We start from the raw sequence: 15678 nt of genomic DNA, 5'->3' as shown, positions 1-15678 counted from the left end.
TTCGCAAAGTCGCAAGGTTCATATCAGACCGCAGCCATTACAACGGCACCGAGTACAAGCACGGCACCTACGGCGATCGAAGCGGTATACCAGCGCAGCTGACCGGTTTCGGTTTTGCTCATGGCGGCATGACCGCCTTTTGCCATACGCGGAATCAGGCCAATACTGCGGTCAACCGGATCCTTGCGCAGGATGTGGGCGATCAGCAGGTAAGGTTTGACGAACAGCTTGTCGTAGATCCAGTCGAAGCCCCAGGCGGCGAACCACCAGGCCGACAGCACACGACCGATAGCGCTGCCCGCGATCGCAGTCACCAGGCGACGCTTGCCGAGGAACAGTACGGCGGCAAGCAGAATACCGGCGATGGCGATGGCGCCCGAGGCGATTTCCAGGCTGTGCTTGGCTTCGCCGCCGGCATGGCCGACGCTCTGCGGCAGGACACCGGCCAGTGGTGGATGAATCCAGGCACCGACGAAGGTCGACAGCACGATCAGCACGCCCAGTGGCAGCCAGTGGGAGATCCCGTGGCCAGCATGCGCTTCGGTCTTGGCTTCGCCGTGGAAGGCGATGAAGATCAGGCGGAAGGTGTACAGCGAGGTCATGAACGCACCGACCAGACCGGCGTACAGCAGACCGTTGTTGCCGCTGGCGAAGGCTTCCCAGAGGATCTCGTCCTTGGAGTAGAAACCGGCGGTCAGCAGCGGCAGGGCAGCCAGAGCGGCACCACCGACGATGAAGCTGGCGTAGGCCAGCGGCAGTTTCTTCCACAGGCCGCCCATCTTGAAGATGTTCTGCTCGTGGTGGCAGGCAACGATCACCGCACCGGAAGCAAGGAACAGCAGGGCCTTGAAGAAGGCGTGGGTCATCAGGTGGAAGATCGCGCCTTCCCAGGCACCAACGCCCAGGGCCAGGAACATGTAGCCGATCTGGCTCATGGTCGAGTAGGCGAGGATACGCTTGATGTCGGTCTGTACCAGAGCAGCGAAGCCGGCCAGGACCAGGGTCACACCGCCGACCACACCGACCAGGTGCAGCACGTCAGGGGCCAGGGCGAACAGGCCGTGGGTACGGGCGATCAGGTAGACACCGGCGGTAACCATGGTTGCGGCGTGGATCAGTGCCGAAACCGGGGTAGGACCGGCCATCGCGTCCGCAAGCCAGGTCTGCAGCGGCAGCTGGGCGGATTTACCGACCGCACCACCGAGCAGCATCAGGGTTGCCAGGACCATCCAGAAATCACCGGCCTGGAACTTCTGCGGCGCCAGTACCAGCAGCTCCTGCACGTTCAGGGTGCCGAGCTGGGCGAACAGGATGAACAGGCCGATGGCCATGAACACGTCGCCGATACGGGTAACGATGAAGGCCTTGAGTGCGGCATTACCGTTGTTGCGGTTGCTGTAGTAGAAACCGATCAACAGGTACGAGCACAGGCCCACGCCTTCCCAACCGAAGTAGATGAACAGCAGGTTGTCGCCCAGCACCAGGAACAGCATGCTGGCGATGAACAGGTTGGTGTAGGCGAAGAAGCGCGAGTAACCGGCTTCACCGCGCATGTACCAGGACGCGAACAGGTGGATCAGGAAGCCGACACCGGTGACCACGCCGAGCATGGTGACCGACAGGCCATCCACGTACAGGGTGAAGTTCGGCGCAAAGCCGTCCACCGACATCCACTGCCACAGCAGCTGGCTGTACGCACCACCTTCAGGCGGTGCGACGTTGAACTGCCAGATCACGTAGGCGGCCACGGCGGCCGAGAGGCCCACCGAACCGACGCCGACCAGCGCCGACAGGTTCTCGGACCAGCGACCGCGCGAGAACGACAGCAGCAGGAAGCCGATCAGGGGGAACAGGAACGTCAGGAAGATAAGGTTCATCCGCGCATCTCACTGGCTGCATCGATGTCGAGAGTGTGGAAGCGGCGATACAGCTGCAGCAGGATCGCCAGGCCGATACTGGCCTCGGCGGCTGCCAGGCTGATCACCAGGATGAACATGATCTGTCCATCCGGCTGCGCCCAGCGGCTACCGGCAACGATGAACGCCAGTGCCGAGGCGTTCATCATGATTTCCAGACTCATCAACACGAAAAGAATGTTGCGGCGCACCATCAGGCCGACCAGGCCGAGGCAGAACAGGATGCCGGCGACTGCCAGGCCATGCTCGAGAGGAATTGCAGTCATGTGATTACTCCTTCGCCTCGTTGCGGCCGAGGTGGAAAGCCGTCACCGCTGCAGCGAGCAGCAGCATCGAGGCCAGTTCCACCACCAGCAGGTAAGGACCGTACAGGCTGATGCCGACCGCTTTGGCGTCGACTGTAGTGTGGCCAATGCCGGCGCCGCTATCACTGCTGAACAGCACATACAGCAGTTCGAGCAGCAGCAGCGCGGCGAGGACCACAGGGCCCAGCCAGATACCCGGCTTGAGCCAGCCACGTTCCTGGGCGACCGAAGCCGGCCCGAGGTTGAGCATCATCACCACGAAGACGAACAGCACCATGATGGCGCCAGCGTAGGCGATCACTTCCAGGACACCGGCGAACGGAGCGCCGAGGGCGAAGAAGGTCATCGCCACGGAGATCAGCGAAATGATCAGGTAGAGCAGGGCGTGCACGGGGTTGGTGTTGGTGATCACCCGAAGGGTGGACACCACAGCGACACCGGATGCGAAATAGAAAGCGAATTCCATCTTTCTTCCTTAAGGGAGCAAGCTCTTCACGTTGATCGGCTCGGCTTCGTTTTGCGCGGCGCCTTTCGGCTTGCCGGCAATAGCCATACCTGCAACACGGTAGAAGTTGTAGTCAGGGTATTTGCCGGGGCCGGAGATCAGCAGATCTTCTTTCTCGTACACCAGTTCCTGACGTTTGAACTCGGCCATTTCGAAATCCGGCGTCAGCTGGATTGCGGTGGTCGGGCAGGCTTCCTCGCAGAGGCCGCAGAAAATGCAACGGGAGAAGTTGATACGGAAGAACTCCGGGTACCAACGACCGTCTTCTGTCTCGGCTTTCTGCAGCGAGATGCAACCGACCGGGCACGCCACGGCACACAGGTTGCACGCTACACAGCGCTCTTCGCCATCCGGGTCGCGGGTCAGGACGATGCGGCCACGGTAGCGTGGCGGCAGGTAGACCGGCTCTTCGGGGTACTGCAGGGTGTCACGTTTGCGAAAACCGTGAGAGAACACCATCACCAGACTGCGCAGCTGGGTGCCTGTGCCCTTAACGATGTCGCCAATATACTTGAACATGGGTCAAATCCTCACTGGGCCGCAACAGCTGGCGTGTTGAGCAACACGAGCGCAGCGGTCACCAGCAAATTGATCAGGGTCAGCGGCAGGCAGAACTTCCAGCCGAAGTCCATCACCTGGTCATAGCGCGGGCGCGGGATCGAGGCGCGCAGCAGGATGAACAGCATGATGAAGAACGCGGTTTTCAGGGCGAACCACAGGAACGGTACTTGCGGCAGGATGCCGAACGGACCGTGCCAGCCACCGAAGAACAGGGTTACCAGCAGCGCCGAGACCAGAATGATGCCGATGTACTCACCGACGAAGAACATGCCCCATTTCATGCCGGCATATTCAATGTGGTAACCGTCGGCCAGTTCCTGTTCTGCTTCCGGCTGGTCGAACGGGTGACGGTGAGTCACGGCGACGCCAGCGATGAAGAAGGTGCAGAAACCGAAGAACTGCGGAATGATGAACCACAGGTTCTGGGCCTGGTAGTCAACGATGTCGCGCATGTTGAACGAGCCGACCTGGGCAACGATACCCATCAGCGCCAGGCCCATGAACACTTCGTACGACACGGTCTGGGCCGAGGCCCGCAGGCTGCCGAGCAGGGCGTACTTGTTGTTCGACGACCAGCCGGCGAACAGTACCGCGTACACCGACAGACCGGCCATGGCGAAGAAGAACAGCACGCCGATGTTCAGGTCCGCGACACCCCAGGTCGGGGTGATCGGGATGATAGCGAAGGCGATCAGCAAGGCACTCATGGCCACGACCGGCGCCAGGGTGAAGATCATCTTGTCGACGAAGGGCGGGTTCCAGTCTTCCTTGAAGAACATCTTCAGCATGTCGGCTGCGATCTGGAACATACCGAACGGGCCGACGCGGTTCGGACCGTAACGGTCCTGCCACCAGCCCAGCAGACGCCGCTCGACGAAGCTGAGCAGCGCGCCGCAGACCACCACGGCCAGCAGGATGACCACGGCCTTGATGACAGTGATGATCACATCGATCACTTCAGGGGTGAACCAGGTCATTGTGCTGCCTCCTGCAGGCCTTCGACGGATGCACCGAAGATGGCGGGCGGAATGCCGGCCAGGCCTTTGGGCAGGGCAACCAGGCCTGCGCCCAGTTCTTCATTGATGCGCAATGGCAGACGCAGGGTCATGCCAGCCACGTTCACGCTGAGCATCGCACCATCGTTGACGCCCAGGCGGTCGGCTTCGGACTTGGCCAGGCCAACGTAAGCCTGCGGGATGCGCTCTTGTACCGGCGCGGCGCGCGAAGAGTTCTCTTCACTGCCGAACAGGTGGTAGAACGGCACGACCTGCCAGGTCCCACGCGCCGGGGAGAAGGCTGCCGGAATGCTGGCGAACCAGTGCAGCTTGTCGCCCTCGGTTTCGATCAGGCGGGTGCCTGGGTCGCCTGCGCGCAGGTGACCGCCAACCTCGTCCTGGAACTTGTTCCAGGCTTGTGGCGAGTTCCAGCCCGGAGACCAGGCGAACGGCACTTGCGAACGCGGCTCGGCCGAGCCCGAGTAACCTTCCATGGAGAAGGCGAAGGCGCTGTCTTTGTCTTGCGGGGTACGTGGCTCGTGCACGCTGATGTCGGCGCGCATCGCGGTGCGGCCGGAGTAGCGCAGCGGCTCACGCGCAAGCTTCATGCCCTTGATGCGGAACGAAGCGGACGGCGCGGCGTTGACGATGCCCGACAGTTGTGGCGTGACAGCGGCGCAGGCGCTGGTGACGTGGTCCAGTTGGGTCCAGTCCACCGGCTTGTTGAGCAGGGTCGCACGCAGGGCGTGCATCCAGCGCCAGCCTTCGTGAACCAGGATGCTGCTGTCCAGGTAGGTCGGATCGAATACCTGGAAGAAGCGCTGGGCGCGGCCTTCCTGGCTGACCAGGGTACCGTCGCCTTCGGCGAAACTTGCCGCTGGCAGCACCAGGTGAGCGCGTTCGGCAGTTGCAGTCTTCTGGTGATCGGCGACGATCACCACCTTGGCGGCGGCCAGGGCAGCGTCGACCTTCGCAGCTGGCACACGGCTGTACAGGTCATTTTCGAGGACGACAATGGCGTCGGCCTTGCCGGCAATCACAGCGTCCAGTGCGGCGTCGACGGACTCGCCACCGAGCATGGCCATACCCAGGCTGTTGGCCTCAGGCACCACCAGGCTCAGGGAGCCGTTCTTCGCACGCAGCTTGAGGGCTTTGGCGATGTTGGCAGCAGCCTCGATCAGTGCGCTGGAGGCCAGCGAGGTACCGGCGACCACCAACGGACGGTTGGCGGCAACCAGGGCGTCGGCGATGCGCTTGGCCAGGGCCAGGGCTTCGGCGTCCAGGCCTTCGACGGCAGGGGCGCTCGGGTCGATGGCGTGAGCCACGGCGAAACCGATACGGGCCAGGTCGTCCGGCGCTGCGTGGACACATTCTTCAGCGACGTCATCGAGCTTGGTTTCGGCCAGGCTGGCGATGAACAGCGGGTACATGGCGTGTTGGCCGATGTTTTTCACCGCAGCATCGAGCCAAGGCTGAACGCGCATGGCATCGGCCATGGCTTCGGCCTTGCCCTTGACCGACTGGCGCAGGGCCAGGGCCACGCGGGCAGCAGTTTGGGTCAGGTCTTCGCCGAGGACGAACACGGCGTCGTGGTCTTCCATCTCGCGCAGGGTCGGGACCGGCAGCGGGCTGTCGTTGAGGACCTGCAGGGCCAGGCGTACACGCGCCAGTTCACCGGCTTCCATACCCGAGTAGAAGTGCTCGGCACCGACCAGCTCGCGCAGGCCGTAGTTGCTTTCCAGGCTGGCGCGCGGCGAGCCGATACCGACGATGTTGCGACCGCGCAGCATGTCGGCGGCCTTGTCCAGCGCAGCATCCAGGCTCAGCTTGGTGCCATCGGCCAGCAGCGGCTGACGTGGACGGTCTTCGCGGTTGACGTAGCCATAGCCGAAACGGCCACGGTCACAGAGGAAGTACTGGTTGACCGAACCGTTGTAACGGTTTTCGATCCGGCGCAGTTCGCCGTAACGTTCACCCGGGCTGATGTTGCAACCGCTGGAGCAGCCATGGCAGATGCTCGGGGCGAACTGCATGTCCCACTTACGGTTGTAGCGCTCGGAGTGGGTCTTGTCGGTGAACACACCGGTCGGGCAGACCTCGGTGAGGTTACCGGAGAACTCGCTCTCCAGTACGCCGTCTTCAACGCGACCGAAGTAGACGTTGTCGTGGGCACCGAATACGCCCAGGTCGGTACCGCCGGCGTAGTCCTTGTAGTAACGCACGCAACGGTAGCAGGCGATGCAGCGGTTCATCTCGTGGGCGATGAACGGGCCGAGCTCCTGGTTCTGGTGGGTACGCTTGGTGAAACGGTAGCGGCGCTCGTTGTGGCCGGTCATTACCGTCATGTCTTGCAGGTGGCAGTGACCGCCTTCCTCACAGACCGGGCAGTCGTGCGGGTGGTTGGTCATCAGCCATTCGACGACGCTGGCGCGGAACGCCTTGGACTCTTCGTCGTCGATGGAAATCCAGGTGCCATCGGTGGCTGGGGTCATGCAGGACATGACGATACGACCACGGGTGTCGTTCTCGTCGGTGTACTGCTTGACCGCGCACTGGCGGCAGGCGCCGACGCTACCGAGCGCCGGGTGCCAGCAAAAATAGGGGATGTCGAGGCCGAGCGACAGACACGCCTGTAACAGGTTGTCTGCACCGTTGACTTCGAGCGCTTTGCCGTCTACGTGGATAGTGGCCATGGTTCAAAGTTCTTCGTTGGCCCGCGTCTGCGGGCGTGGCTAATGGAAATCTGTGTGCCTGCGGCCCGCGCAGGGACTACCTGGCGAGCCGTTGAGGCAGCGGGAGGCACGGACCACCCGCATTTCATTTGTTATGCGCCGACGACGATCGGCTTGGCCAGATTCGGGCGCAGGGCTTCGCTGCCTGTAACAGGTGCGACGCCGGCCTCGAACTCCGGACGGAAATACTTGATGGCGCTACCCAGCGGCTCGACGGCACCCGGTGCGTGGGCGCAGAAGGTGCGGCCAGGGCCGAGGAAGTTGACCAGGCCCAGCAGGGTCTCGATGTCTTCCGCTTTGCCTTGTCCCTTCTCCAGGGCGCGCAGCATCTTCACGCTCCACGGCAGGCCATCGCGGCACGGAGTGCACCAGCCGCACGACTCGCGGGCGAAGAACTCTTCCATGTTGCGCAGCAGCGAAACCATGTTGACGCTGTCGTCCACGGCCATGGCCAGGCCAGTACCCATACGGGTACCGACCTTGGCGATGCCACCGGCGTACATTTGCGCGTCGAGGTGCTCGGGCAGCAGGAAACCGGTACCGGCGCCGCCAGGCTGCCAGCACTTGAGCTTGTAGCCGTCGCGCATGCCGCCGGCGTAGTCTTCGAACAGCTCGCGGGCGGTAACGCCGAATGGCAGTTCCCACAGGCCCGGGTTCTTGACCTTGCCGGAGAAGCCCATCAGCTTGGTGCCGTGGTCTTCAGAACCTTCACGAGCCAGCGACTTGTACCAGTCGACGCCGTTGCCGACGATGGCCGGAACGTTGCACAGGGTCTCGACGTTGTTCACGCAGGTCGGCTTGCCCCAGACGCCGACGGCGGCAGGGAAGGGCGGCTTGGAGCGTGGGTTGGCGCGGCGGCCTTCGAGGGAGTTGATCAGTGCGGTTTCTTCACCGCAGATGTAACGCCCGGCGCCGGTGTGCACGAACAGCTCGAAGTCAAAGCCGCTGCCGAGGATGTTCTTGCCCAGCAGGCCTGCGGCCTTGGCTTCATCGATAGCGCGGTTGAGGTTCTTCGCCGCGGTGGTGTATTCACCACGCAGGAAGATGTAGCCACGGTAAGCCTTCAGCGCGCGGGCGCTGATCAGCATGCCCTCGACCAGCAGATGGGGCTGTTGCTCCATCAGCATGCGGTCTTTCCAGGTGTTGGGCTCCATTTCATCCGCGTTGCACAGCAGGTAGCGGATGTTCATCGATTCGTCTTTGGGCATCAGGCCCCATTTGACGCCGGTGGGGAAGCCCGCACCGCCACGGCCCTTGAGGCCGGAATCTTTGACGGTCTGGACGATATCGTCCTGGGACATCTGTGCCAGGGCCTTGCGGGCGGCGGCATAGCCGTCCTTGGCCTGGTACTCGTCCAGCCAGACCGGCTCGCCGTCGTCGCGCAGGCGCCAGGTCAGCGGATGCGTCTCGGCGCTGCGGGCAATGCGGTTGGCCGGGCCGAAGGAAGTGATGGTCATACGTAACCCTCCAGCAACTTGGAAACGCCAGCAGGCTGGACATCGCCAAAGGTGTCGTCGTCGATCATCAGCGCCGGGGCCTTGTCGCAGTTACCCAGGCAGCACACTGGCAGCAGGGTGAAGCGGCCGTCGGCGGTGGTCTGGCCCAGGCCAATACCCAGCTCGCTCTGGATCTGGCTGACCACGGACTCGTGGCCGCCGATGTAGCAGACCATGCTGTCGCAAACGCGGATGATGTGCCGGCCAACCGGCTGACGGAAGATCTGACTATAGAAGGTTGCTACGCCTTCGACGTCGCTGGCGGGAATGCCGAGCACTTCGCCGATGGCATAGATGGCGCCGTCCGGCACCCAGCCGCGTTCCTTCTGAACGATCTTCAGGGCTTCGATGGACGCCGCGCGCGGGTCCTCGTAGTGATGCATCTCGTGCTCGATGGCCGAGCGCTCGGTTTCGCTCAGGGCGAAACGGTCGGTTTGGATAAGCGTGCTGTTCATGCTTAGCGGTCCACGTCAGCCATAACGAAGTCGATACTGCCCAGGTACGCAATGAGGTCCGCGACCATGCTGCCGCGGATCACCGAAGGGATCTGCTGCAGGTGCGGGTAGCTCGGGGTGCGAATCCGGGTGCGGTAGCTCATGGTGCCGCCGTCGCTCGTCAGGTAGTAACTGTTGATGCCCTTGGTCGCCTCAATCATCTGGAAGGATTCGTTGGCCGGCATGACCGGGCCCCACGAAACCTGCAGGAAGTGGGTGATCAGGGTTTCGATGTGCTGCAGGGTGCGCTCTTTCGGCGGCGGCGTAGTCAGCGGGTGATCCGCTTTGTACGGGCCTTCCGGCATGTTGCGCAGGCACTGGTCGATGATGCGGATACTCTGGCGCATCTCCTCGACACGGACCATGCAGCGATCGTAGGCATCGCCGTTGTGGGCCAGCGGTACTTCAAACTCGAAGTTCTCGTAGCCGGAATAAGGGCGGGCTTTGCGCAGGTCGAAGTCCAGGCCGGTGGAACGCAGGCCGGCACCGGTGACGCCCCATTCCAGGGCCTCTTTGGTGTTGTACTGGGCAACGCCGATGGTCCGGCCCTTGAGGATACTGTTCTGCAGGGCCGCCTTGGTGTATTCGTCGAGGCGCTTTGGCAGCCAGTCGACGAAGTCTTTCACCAGTTTTTCCCAGCCGCGCGGCAGGTCGTGGGCGACACCACCGATGCGGTACCAGGCCGGGTGCAGACGGAAGCCGGTGATGGCTTCGATCACGGTGTAGGCGCGCTGACGGTCGGTAAAGGTGAAGAACACCGGAGTCATGGCACCGACGTCCTGGATGTAGGTACCCAGGAACAGCAGGTGGCTGGTGATCCGGAAGAACTCGGCCAGCATGATGCGGATCACGTCGACCTTCTGTGGCACCTGGATGCCGGCCAGCTTCTCGACCGCGAGCACGTACGGCAGGTTGTTCATCACCCCGCCGAGGTAGTCGATACGGTCGGTGTAGGGAATGAAGCTGTGCCAGGACTGACGCTCGGCCATCTTTTCGGCACCACGGTGGTGGTAACCGATGTCCGGAACGCAGTCGACGATCTCTTCGCCGTCCAGCTGCAGGACGATACGGAAGGCACCGTGAGCCGAAGGGTGGTTCGGGCCCAGGTTGAGGAACATGTAGTCCTCGTTGGCGCCCTGGCGCTTCATGCCCCAGGCTTCGGGGTTGAAACGCGCGGCTTCTTCCTCAAGCTGCTGCTTGGCCAGGGTCAGGCTGTACGGATCGAACTCGGTGGCGCGCGCGGGGTAGTCCTTGCGCAGCGGGTGACCTTCCCAGGTCGGCGGCATCATGATCCGGGTCAGGTGCGGGTGGCCGGCAAAGTCGATGCCGAACATGTCCCAGACTTCGCGCTCGTACCAGTTGGCGTTCGGCCAGATACCGGTCACGGTCGGCAGGTTCAGGTCGCCTTCGCTCAAGGCTACCTTGATCATTACGTCGCTGTTCCGTTCCACCGAGAGCAGGTGGTAGAACACGCTGAAGTCGGCACCTGGCAGGCCACGGCGCTGGGTGCGCAGACGTTCGTCCACACCATGCAGGTCGTAGAGCATGCTGTACGGTTTGGCAACATTGCGCAGGAAGCTCAGGACTTCCTTGAGTTTGGCGCGGGTAACCCAAAGCACCGGCATGCCGGTGCGGGTTTCCTGGGCGACGAACGCCTCGGGGCCAAATTTGTTGTTCAGTTCGACAACCACATCCTGGTCGTCAGCCTTGTAAGGCGGGATATAAATAGCGGTGTCCGCTGTCATGGTCTCGGTCGCTTTCGGTCAACGTAGAGAATGAAGCCAGGCTGCCTGTCGCGCACGCGCAGGCAACAGATAGCTGGATCAGACTTCGTCGGGGCTGCGCAGGTTGGTGACCTGGATGCGCTGTTCACGGCGTTGCTCTTTCTGCGACGGCATCTCGGCACGGTAAATGCCTTGATCACCGACAACCCAGGAAAGAGGACGACGCTCCTGGCCAATCGACTCCTGCAACAACATCAGGCCTTGCAGGAAGGCTTCAGGGCGAGGCGGGCAACCAGGGACATAGACATCCACGGGGAGGAACTTGTCGACCCCCTGAACGACCGAGTAAATGTCGTACATGCCACCGGAGTTGGCGCACGAACCCATGGAGATGACCCACTTGGGTTCAAGCATCTGCTCGTACAGACGCTGGATGATCGGCGCCATCTTGATGAAGCAGGTACCGGCGATAACCATGAAGTCGGCCTGACGCGGCGATGCCCGGATGACTTCGGCGCCGAAGCGGGCGATGTCGTGGGGCGCCGTGAAGGCCGTGGTCATTTCCACGTAGCAGCAGGAGAGGCCGAAGTTGTACGGCCACAGGGAGTTTTTACGCCCCCAGTTGACCGCACCACTGAGCACATCTTCAAGTTTGCCCATGAAGATGTTCTTGTGGACCTGGTCCTCTAGCAGCGAATCGGAGACGGTTTCCCGTTCTCCGATTGGATATTGCTCGTTGGGAGCATCCGGGTCGATTCTGGTGAGATTGTATTGCATTGCCAAAGCCTCATTGTTTCAGCTTCGCTTGCCGCTTGCGACGACCTTCGGGAGCCCAATCAAGTGCCCCGACGCGCCAAAGGTAGACAAGACCTGCCAACAGAATTGCTATGAAAACGAGAGCTTCGACGAATCCGGTCCAGCCGCTTTCGCGGACGGACACAGACCATGCAAAGAGAAAGAGGGCTTCGATATCGAAGATCACGAAGAGCATCGCGACCAGATAGAATTTGGCTGACAGGCGCAAGCGGGCGCCACCAGTAGGCAGCATGCCGGACTCGAAGGGTTCGTTCTTGCTGCGGCCCCAGGCCTTGCTACCGAGCAGGGCGGATAGACCGAGCATGAAGGCACACAGGCCAACGACACCCAAAAGGAAAATGGCAAAGCCCCAGTTGTGGGCGATGAGTCCTGTCGAATCGGGCATGCTGAAAATCCTTATACAGAGACCAGTCTCTGCGGCTTGGAAAGTAGTAAAGCAGTGACGATATGTCGCAGCGGAATCTATCGTGCTGATTTTATGGGTAAACCCGGTGCAAGTAAAATTTCTGCAGCAAATTTATTCGTAGGATTAAGAACAAAAATCTTTCGTAACTCGCTGCAGGCCGCATGGGGCGGGCATTGTCTCGGGTTTTGTTAATTATGTTTCTTGCAACGCGTAATGAAGCTGTAACTTCGAAATGATAATTAATATCATTTGAAGGTGTGCAATTCGTCCTACTGTTCGGGTCAACTACAAAGTTGTGTGGCATAGGCATCACCCGCAAGTTTCCACACCTCGTGTTTTAACCGAATTTATCCTGGCCTGCCGCGGTCTGGATCAAGGTTTTTGCTGAGCGGTTGGTGTAGGCCGAGGCGGCAATAGCCCATTGGCCCAGCCAGTAGGCGAGGATGATCAGGTAAGGGGCCGCCTGGAAATGGCCGACAAAGCGGTCGATGCCGATCAGGCTGTCGGAGAATACGAAGGCGATGGCCCCCAGCGCGGCAATGCCTCCACAGGCCAGCGCACGCCAGAGCATCGCGCTGATGGCCAGGGCGTACACCGTTACCGGAATCAGTAGCTCGCCCAGGCCGTGACTGATCAGTACAGCCAGCAGCGTGGCACCGACTAGCGCCGAAATTACCAAAGACGAGGTTGCCCGCTCGCGTGTCTCGCTCAGGTAGCCGCGCAGGTAGGCCAGATGGGCGCAAAGAAACGCTGCCAGGCCAAATACGAACAGGTCGCCAGGTACGGCCAAAAGGATGTCGCCCAGTAGCGAGAAGCCCAGGCCAATGGTGATCCATTGCCGGTAGCGCGAAGGCGCTGCGGTCCTGAGCCAGGCGATCAATGCCAGCACTGGGATCGGTTTGACGGCAAGACCGAGCAGCGCGTTCTGGCTGGCCAGTGCATATATATAGAAAGCTGCGCCGAGCAGGGCCAGGCAGAGCAGGGTCAATGGGCGGGGCATGGCCAATCCTTGGTGTTGTTGTGCACCTAGCATAGCCAATGGGGATTTATAGGGAAGTGGCGAATCGGCCGAATCACGCGGCACTGTGGGGTCGGGTCGATAAAAACAAAACCCGGAGCCCCATCACAGGCCCCGGGTTTTGTCTGTTACCCGAATTTCAGCAATCGATCAGAGATCAGTGGAACTGCTCTTCTTCGGTCGAGCCGGTCAGTGCGGTTACCGAGGACTTGCCACCCTGGATCACGGTGGTCATGTCGTCGAAGTAGCCGGTGCCGACTTCCTGCTGGTGAGCGACGAAGGTGTAGCCTTTCGAAGCGTCAGCGAACTCTTGTTCCTGCAGTTTCACGTAAGCGGTCATGTCGTTGCGGGCGTAGTCGTGCGCCAGGTTGAACATGCCGTGCCACATGTTGTGGATACCGGCCAGGGTAATGAACTGGTGTTTGTAGCCCATGGCCGACAGTTCGCGCTGGAACTTGGCGATGGTCGCGTCGTCCAGGTTCTTCTTCCAGTTGAAAGAAGGCGAGCAGTTGTAGGACAGGATCTGGTCCGGGTATTCCTTCTTGATCGCTTCGGCGAAGCGACGGGCTTCTTCCAGGTCCGGCTTGGCGGTTTCACACCAGATCAGGTCGGCGTATGGAGCGTAGGCCAGGCCGCGGGCAATGGCTTGATCCAGGCCGGCGCGTACTTTGTAGAAGCCTTCCTGGGTGCGTTCGCCGATCACGAACGGCTGGTCGTACGGGTCGCAGTCGCTGGTCAGCAGGTCAGCGGCGTTGGCATCGGTACGGGCCAGGATGATGGTCGGTACACCGGCAACGTCGGCTGCCAGACGGGCAGCGCTGAGCTTCTGAACGGCCTCCTGGGTTGGAACCAGTACTTTGCCGCCCATGTGACCGCATTTTTTCACCGAGGCCAGCTGGTCTTCGAAGTGAACGCCGGCGGCGCCTGCTTCGATCATGTTCTTCATCAGCTCGTAGGCGTTCAGTACGCCGCCGAAACCGGCTTCGGCGTCAGCCACGATTGGCGCGAAGTAGTCGATGTAGCCGTCATCGCCTGGGTTCTTGCCGGCTTTCCACTGGATCTGGTCGGCACGACGGAACGAGTTGTTGATGCGCTTGACCACGGTTGGCACCGAGTCAACCGGGTACAGCGACTGGTCTGGGTACATGGACTCGGCCGAGTTGTTGTCGGCAGCCACTTGCCAGCCGGACAGGTAGATAGCCTGGATACCGGCTTTAACCTGTTGAACAGCTTGGCCGCCGGTCAGGGCGCCCATGCAGTTGACGAAATCTTTTTCCGGGCGGAAGGATGGGTGTGCACCCTGGGTGACCAGCTTCCACAGCTTCTCGGCACCCATGCGGGCCAGGGTGTGCTCAGGCTGGACCGAGCCACGCAGACGTACGACATCAGCGGCGGTGTAGGTACGGGTCACGCCTTTCCAGCGCGGGTTTTCGGCCCAGTCTTTTTCGAGGGCTGCAATTTGCTGTTCGCGTGTCAGTGCCATGGAAATAAACCTCGTCGCATCGGTCTTGGAAAAATTCTCGCTCACACAGCGCAGATCAGAAGCCTGGCGTAAGTCATGTTCAGCGAAATATGCGACGGTCGAACGATGGGGCTCGAAGAGGGGAAGTGAGCAGGCGTGGGCGAGGTATTCGCTGCAGGGTGGCTCGTGGTTGCCGAGCTGCAGTAAACAGTGCTGCCGGGTGCCTCTTGATGCGCTTCCGTCCCTCGGGACAACTTCGTTCCAGTCGCAATCTCGTCAAACTGCCTTGTGGGCTGTACAGACACGATCCGGCTCAGGTGGGTAGGTTAGAGCGCGGCTCGAAGGCCCTTGCCAGGGCCTCTGATTAGCGGGAGCGGGGCCATCATGCCTCGGCGATTTGAGGTCGTCAAATGTTTTGTAGTGCTTTTTTCAAACCACTACATCTTTGGTCTAATGCGACTCGCCGGTCAGTTCCAAGTCCTTTGGTCGAGCCCTTGATTTGTCTGGGTTCAGTCCAGTGCGTCGACTTTTACCCGCAAAGTCATGTTCTCACCGCGCTGGGTGCTGTAACTGAGGGCAGAAGCACTACGTTCGGACTGGCTCTGCTGGTTGACCCCGGCCAGGGTGATCCATTCACCGAGCTTGCCGCTGACTTTTGTGTCGGTGCTTTGAACCTTCACTACATCAGGACGCTCCAGGCTCATCCGGTCATTGTTTGTGCTGATGTTCAGGTTGACGGTGTCGCCGCTGACGCTCGCGGTGACGTAAAAGCCCTGGGTGACGTTGCGGTATTCGGTGTCGCTTTGCACGCGGCCGAAGCCGTCGGTACTGGTGCTGGTGATCGGAATGCTCTGGCCGACCTGGATCAGTGCCGGGCTGCCTTCGGTGGCTTGTACCTGCTGTAGGCCGCCTTCGCGGTTGGCGGTGCCGTAGCGGATGACGCGGGCGCTACCGCGGTTATCCTGGAAGTTGCTGTCGTTATTGTCGACGCTGATCATCAGGCGTCGCGGCGCGGTGTCCAGTTGTTGCAGCAGGGTGCGCAGGTCTTCGATACGCTCGGGCTCGGCGTTGACGATCAGCTTGTTTTCAAAGGCGCTGACGCTGCCATCCTTGCCGATGAACGATTGTGCGGTGGGGAGCAGTTCGGCGCTGGTGCGGTGGTTCAGCGGCAGGACTTCAGTGGCGGCCAGCGCATTCAGGCTGAACGACAGAAGCAGGGAGGCGAGTAGGGGGCGTAGCGGCATGTCC

The 15678-nt window shown here is 61.2% G+C and carries 14 protein-coding genes; all 14 read right to left on the bottom strand.

Features of this window, described 5'->3' with window-relative positions; all coding sequences use genetic code 11:
• Positions 1 to 23: 23 nt before the first annotated feature.
• The 14 genes from nuoL to ACVI9W_RS03320 all read right to left on the bottom strand — a co-directional run bounded on the left by nuoL (position 24) and on the right by ACVI9W_RS03320 (position 15674).
• A complete protein-coding gene (gene nuoL / locus ACVI9W_RS03385) occupies positions 24 to 1877 on the bottom strand; it encodes an NADH-quinone oxidoreductase subunit L (protein ID WP_461529193.1) in 1854 nt (617 codons plus the stop codon).
• The gene (nuoK, locus tag ACVI9W_RS03380) at positions 1874 to 2182 is read right to left on the bottom strand and encodes an NADH-quinone oxidoreductase subunit NuoK (RefSeq protein WP_107025567.1); all 309 of its coding nucleotides are present in this window, start codon (positions 2180 to 2182) and stop codon (positions 1874 to 1876) included. Before nuoK ends, nuoL begins: the two co-directional genes overlap by 4 nt.
• 4 nt (positions 2183 to 2186) lie before the next feature.
• Complete coding sequence (nuoJ, locus tag ACVI9W_RS03375) at positions 2187 to 2687, bottom strand: NADH-quinone oxidoreductase subunit J (RefSeq protein WP_038612821.1); 501 nt, start codon at positions 2685 to 2687, stop codon at positions 2187 to 2189.
• A gap of 9 nt (positions 2688 to 2696) precedes the next feature.
• Positions 2697 to 3245 carry an NADH-quinone oxidoreductase subunit NuoI gene (gene nuoI / locus ACVI9W_RS03370; RefSeq protein ID WP_038612820.1) on the bottom strand — a complete coding sequence of 183 codons (549 nt, stop codon included), beginning with the start codon at positions 3243 to 3245 and terminating at the stop codon, positions 2697 to 2699.
• An 11-nt stretch (positions 3246 to 3256) separates the two neighbouring features.
• Positions 3257 to 4264, bottom strand: a complete 1008-nt coding sequence (nuoH, locus tag ACVI9W_RS03365; protein ID WP_038612819.1) for an NADH-quinone oxidoreductase subunit NuoH — start codon at positions 4262 to 4264, stop codon at positions 3257 to 3259.
• Positions 4261 to 6975, bottom strand: a complete 2715-nt coding sequence (gene nuoG / locus ACVI9W_RS03360) for an NADH-quinone oxidoreductase subunit NuoG (protein WP_038612817.1) — start codon at positions 6973 to 6975, stop codon at positions 4261 to 4263. Before nuoG ends, nuoH begins: the two co-directional genes overlap by 4 nt.
• A 131-nt stretch (positions 6976 to 7106) precedes the next feature.
• Positions 7107 to 8471 (bottom strand): NADH-quinone oxidoreductase subunit NuoF, encoded by a 1365-nt coding sequence (gene nuoF, locus ACVI9W_RS03355; protein WP_461529192.1) that lies wholly within the window; start codon positions 8469 to 8471, stop codon positions 7107 to 7109.
• Entirely contained in the window at positions 8468 to 8965 is a 498-nt protein-coding gene (nuoE, locus tag ACVI9W_RS03350; protein WP_012313767.1) for an NADH-quinone oxidoreductase subunit NuoE, read from the bottom strand. Before nuoE ends, nuoF begins: the two co-directional genes overlap by 4 nt.
• A gap of 2 nt (positions 8966 to 8967) precedes the next feature.
• Positions 8968 to 10749 carry an NADH-quinone oxidoreductase subunit C/D gene (gene nuoC / locus ACVI9W_RS03345; RefSeq protein WP_461529191.1) on the bottom strand — a complete coding sequence of 594 codons (1782 nt, stop codon included), beginning with the start codon at positions 10747 to 10749 and terminating at the stop codon, positions 8968 to 8970.
• A gap of 78 nt (positions 10750 to 10827) precedes the next feature.
• Complete coding sequence (locus tag ACVI9W_RS03340) at positions 10828 to 11505, bottom strand: NADH-quinone oxidoreductase subunit B (RefSeq protein ID WP_010220398.1); 678 nt, start codon at positions 11503 to 11505, stop codon at positions 10828 to 10830.
• Between the two features lie 10 nt (positions 11506 to 11515).
• Complete coding sequence (locus ACVI9W_RS03335; RefSeq protein WP_010220397.1) at positions 11516 to 11929, bottom strand: NADH-quinone oxidoreductase subunit A; 414 nt, start codon at positions 11927 to 11929, stop codon at positions 11516 to 11518.
• Positions 11930 to 12287: 358 nt separating this feature from the next.
• Entirely contained in the window at positions 12288 to 12950 is a 663-nt protein-coding gene (locus ACVI9W_RS03330; RefSeq protein ID WP_461529190.1) for a lysoplasmalogenase, read from the bottom strand.
• A 175-nt stretch (positions 12951 to 13125) separates the two neighbouring features.
• Positions 13126 to 14451, bottom strand: coding sequence for an isocitrate lyase (aceA, locus tag ACVI9W_RS03325; protein ID WP_038612811.1), 1326 nt, complete (start codon positions 14449 to 14451; stop codon positions 13126 to 13128).
• Between the two features lie 488 nt (positions 14452 to 14939).
• Entirely contained in the window at positions 14940 to 15674 is a 735-nt protein-coding gene (locus ACVI9W_RS03320; RefSeq protein ID WP_461529189.1) for a secretin N-terminal domain-containing protein, read from the bottom strand.
• Positions 15675 to 15678: the final 4 nt, after the last annotated feature.

The sequence above is a fragment of the Pseudomonas sp. 210_17 TE3656 genome (assembly GCF_054821965.1).
Note: the sequence above shows the minus strand (reverse complement) of the source record. Positions and strands in the feature narration are given on the sequence as shown.

What these genes read in the sequence shown, in the direction of transcription:
- ACVI9W_RS03320 (WP_461529189.1), bottom strand. Translation starts at nt 15,674, where the DNA reads ATGCCGCTACGCCCCCTACTCGCCTCCCTGCTTCTGTCGTTCAGCCTG.
- nuoI (WP_038612820.1), bottom strand. Translation starts at nt 3,245, where the DNA reads ATGTTCAAGTATATTGGCGACATCGTTAAGGGCACAGGCACCCAGCTG.
- nuoH (WP_038612819.1), bottom strand. Translation starts at nt 4,264, where the DNA reads ATGACCTGGTTCACCCCTGAAGTGATCGATGTGATCATCACTGTCATC.
- nuoL (WP_461529193.1), bottom strand. Translation starts at nt 1,877, where the DNA reads ATGAACCTTATCTTCCTGACGTTCCTGTTCCCCCTGATCGGCTTCCTG.
- ACVI9W_RS03335 (WP_010220397.1), bottom strand. Translation starts at nt 11,929, where the DNA reads ATGCCCGATTCGACAGGACTCATCGCCCACAACTGGGGCTTTGCCATT.
- nuoC (WP_461529191.1), bottom strand. Translation starts at nt 10,749, where the DNA reads ATGACAGCGGACACCGCTATTTATATCCCGCCTTACAAGGCTGACGAC.
- nuoG (WP_038612817.1), bottom strand. Translation starts at nt 6,975, where the DNA reads ATGGCCACTATCCACGTAGACGGCAAAGCGCTCGAAGTCAACGGTGCA.
- nuoF (WP_461529192.1), bottom strand. Translation starts at nt 8,471, where the DNA reads ATGACCATCACTTCCTTCGGCCCGGCCAACCGCATTGCCCGCAGCGCC.
- ACVI9W_RS03330 (WP_461529190.1), bottom strand. Translation starts at nt 12,950, where the DNA reads ATGCCCCGCCCATTGACCCTGCTCTGCCTGGCCCTGCTCGGCGCAGCT.
- nuoJ (WP_038612821.1), bottom strand. Translation starts at nt 2,687, where the DNA reads ATGGAATTCGCTTTCTATTTCGCATCCGGTGTCGCTGTGGTGTCCACC.
- ACVI9W_RS03340 (WP_010220398.1), bottom strand. Translation starts at nt 11,505, where the DNA reads ATGCAATACAATCTCACCAGAATCGACCCGGATGCTCCCAACGAGCAA.
- nuoE (WP_012313767.1), bottom strand. Translation starts at nt 8,965, where the DNA reads ATGAACAGCACGCTTATCCAAACCGACCGTTTCGCCCTGAGCGAAACC.
- aceA (WP_038612811.1), bottom strand. Translation starts at nt 14,451, where the DNA reads ATGGCACTGACACGCGAACAGCAAATTGCAGCCCTCGAAAAAGACTGG.
- nuoK (WP_107025567.1), bottom strand. Translation starts at nt 2,182, where the DNA reads ATGACTGCAATTCCTCTCGAGCATGGCCTGGCAGTCGCCGGCATCCTG.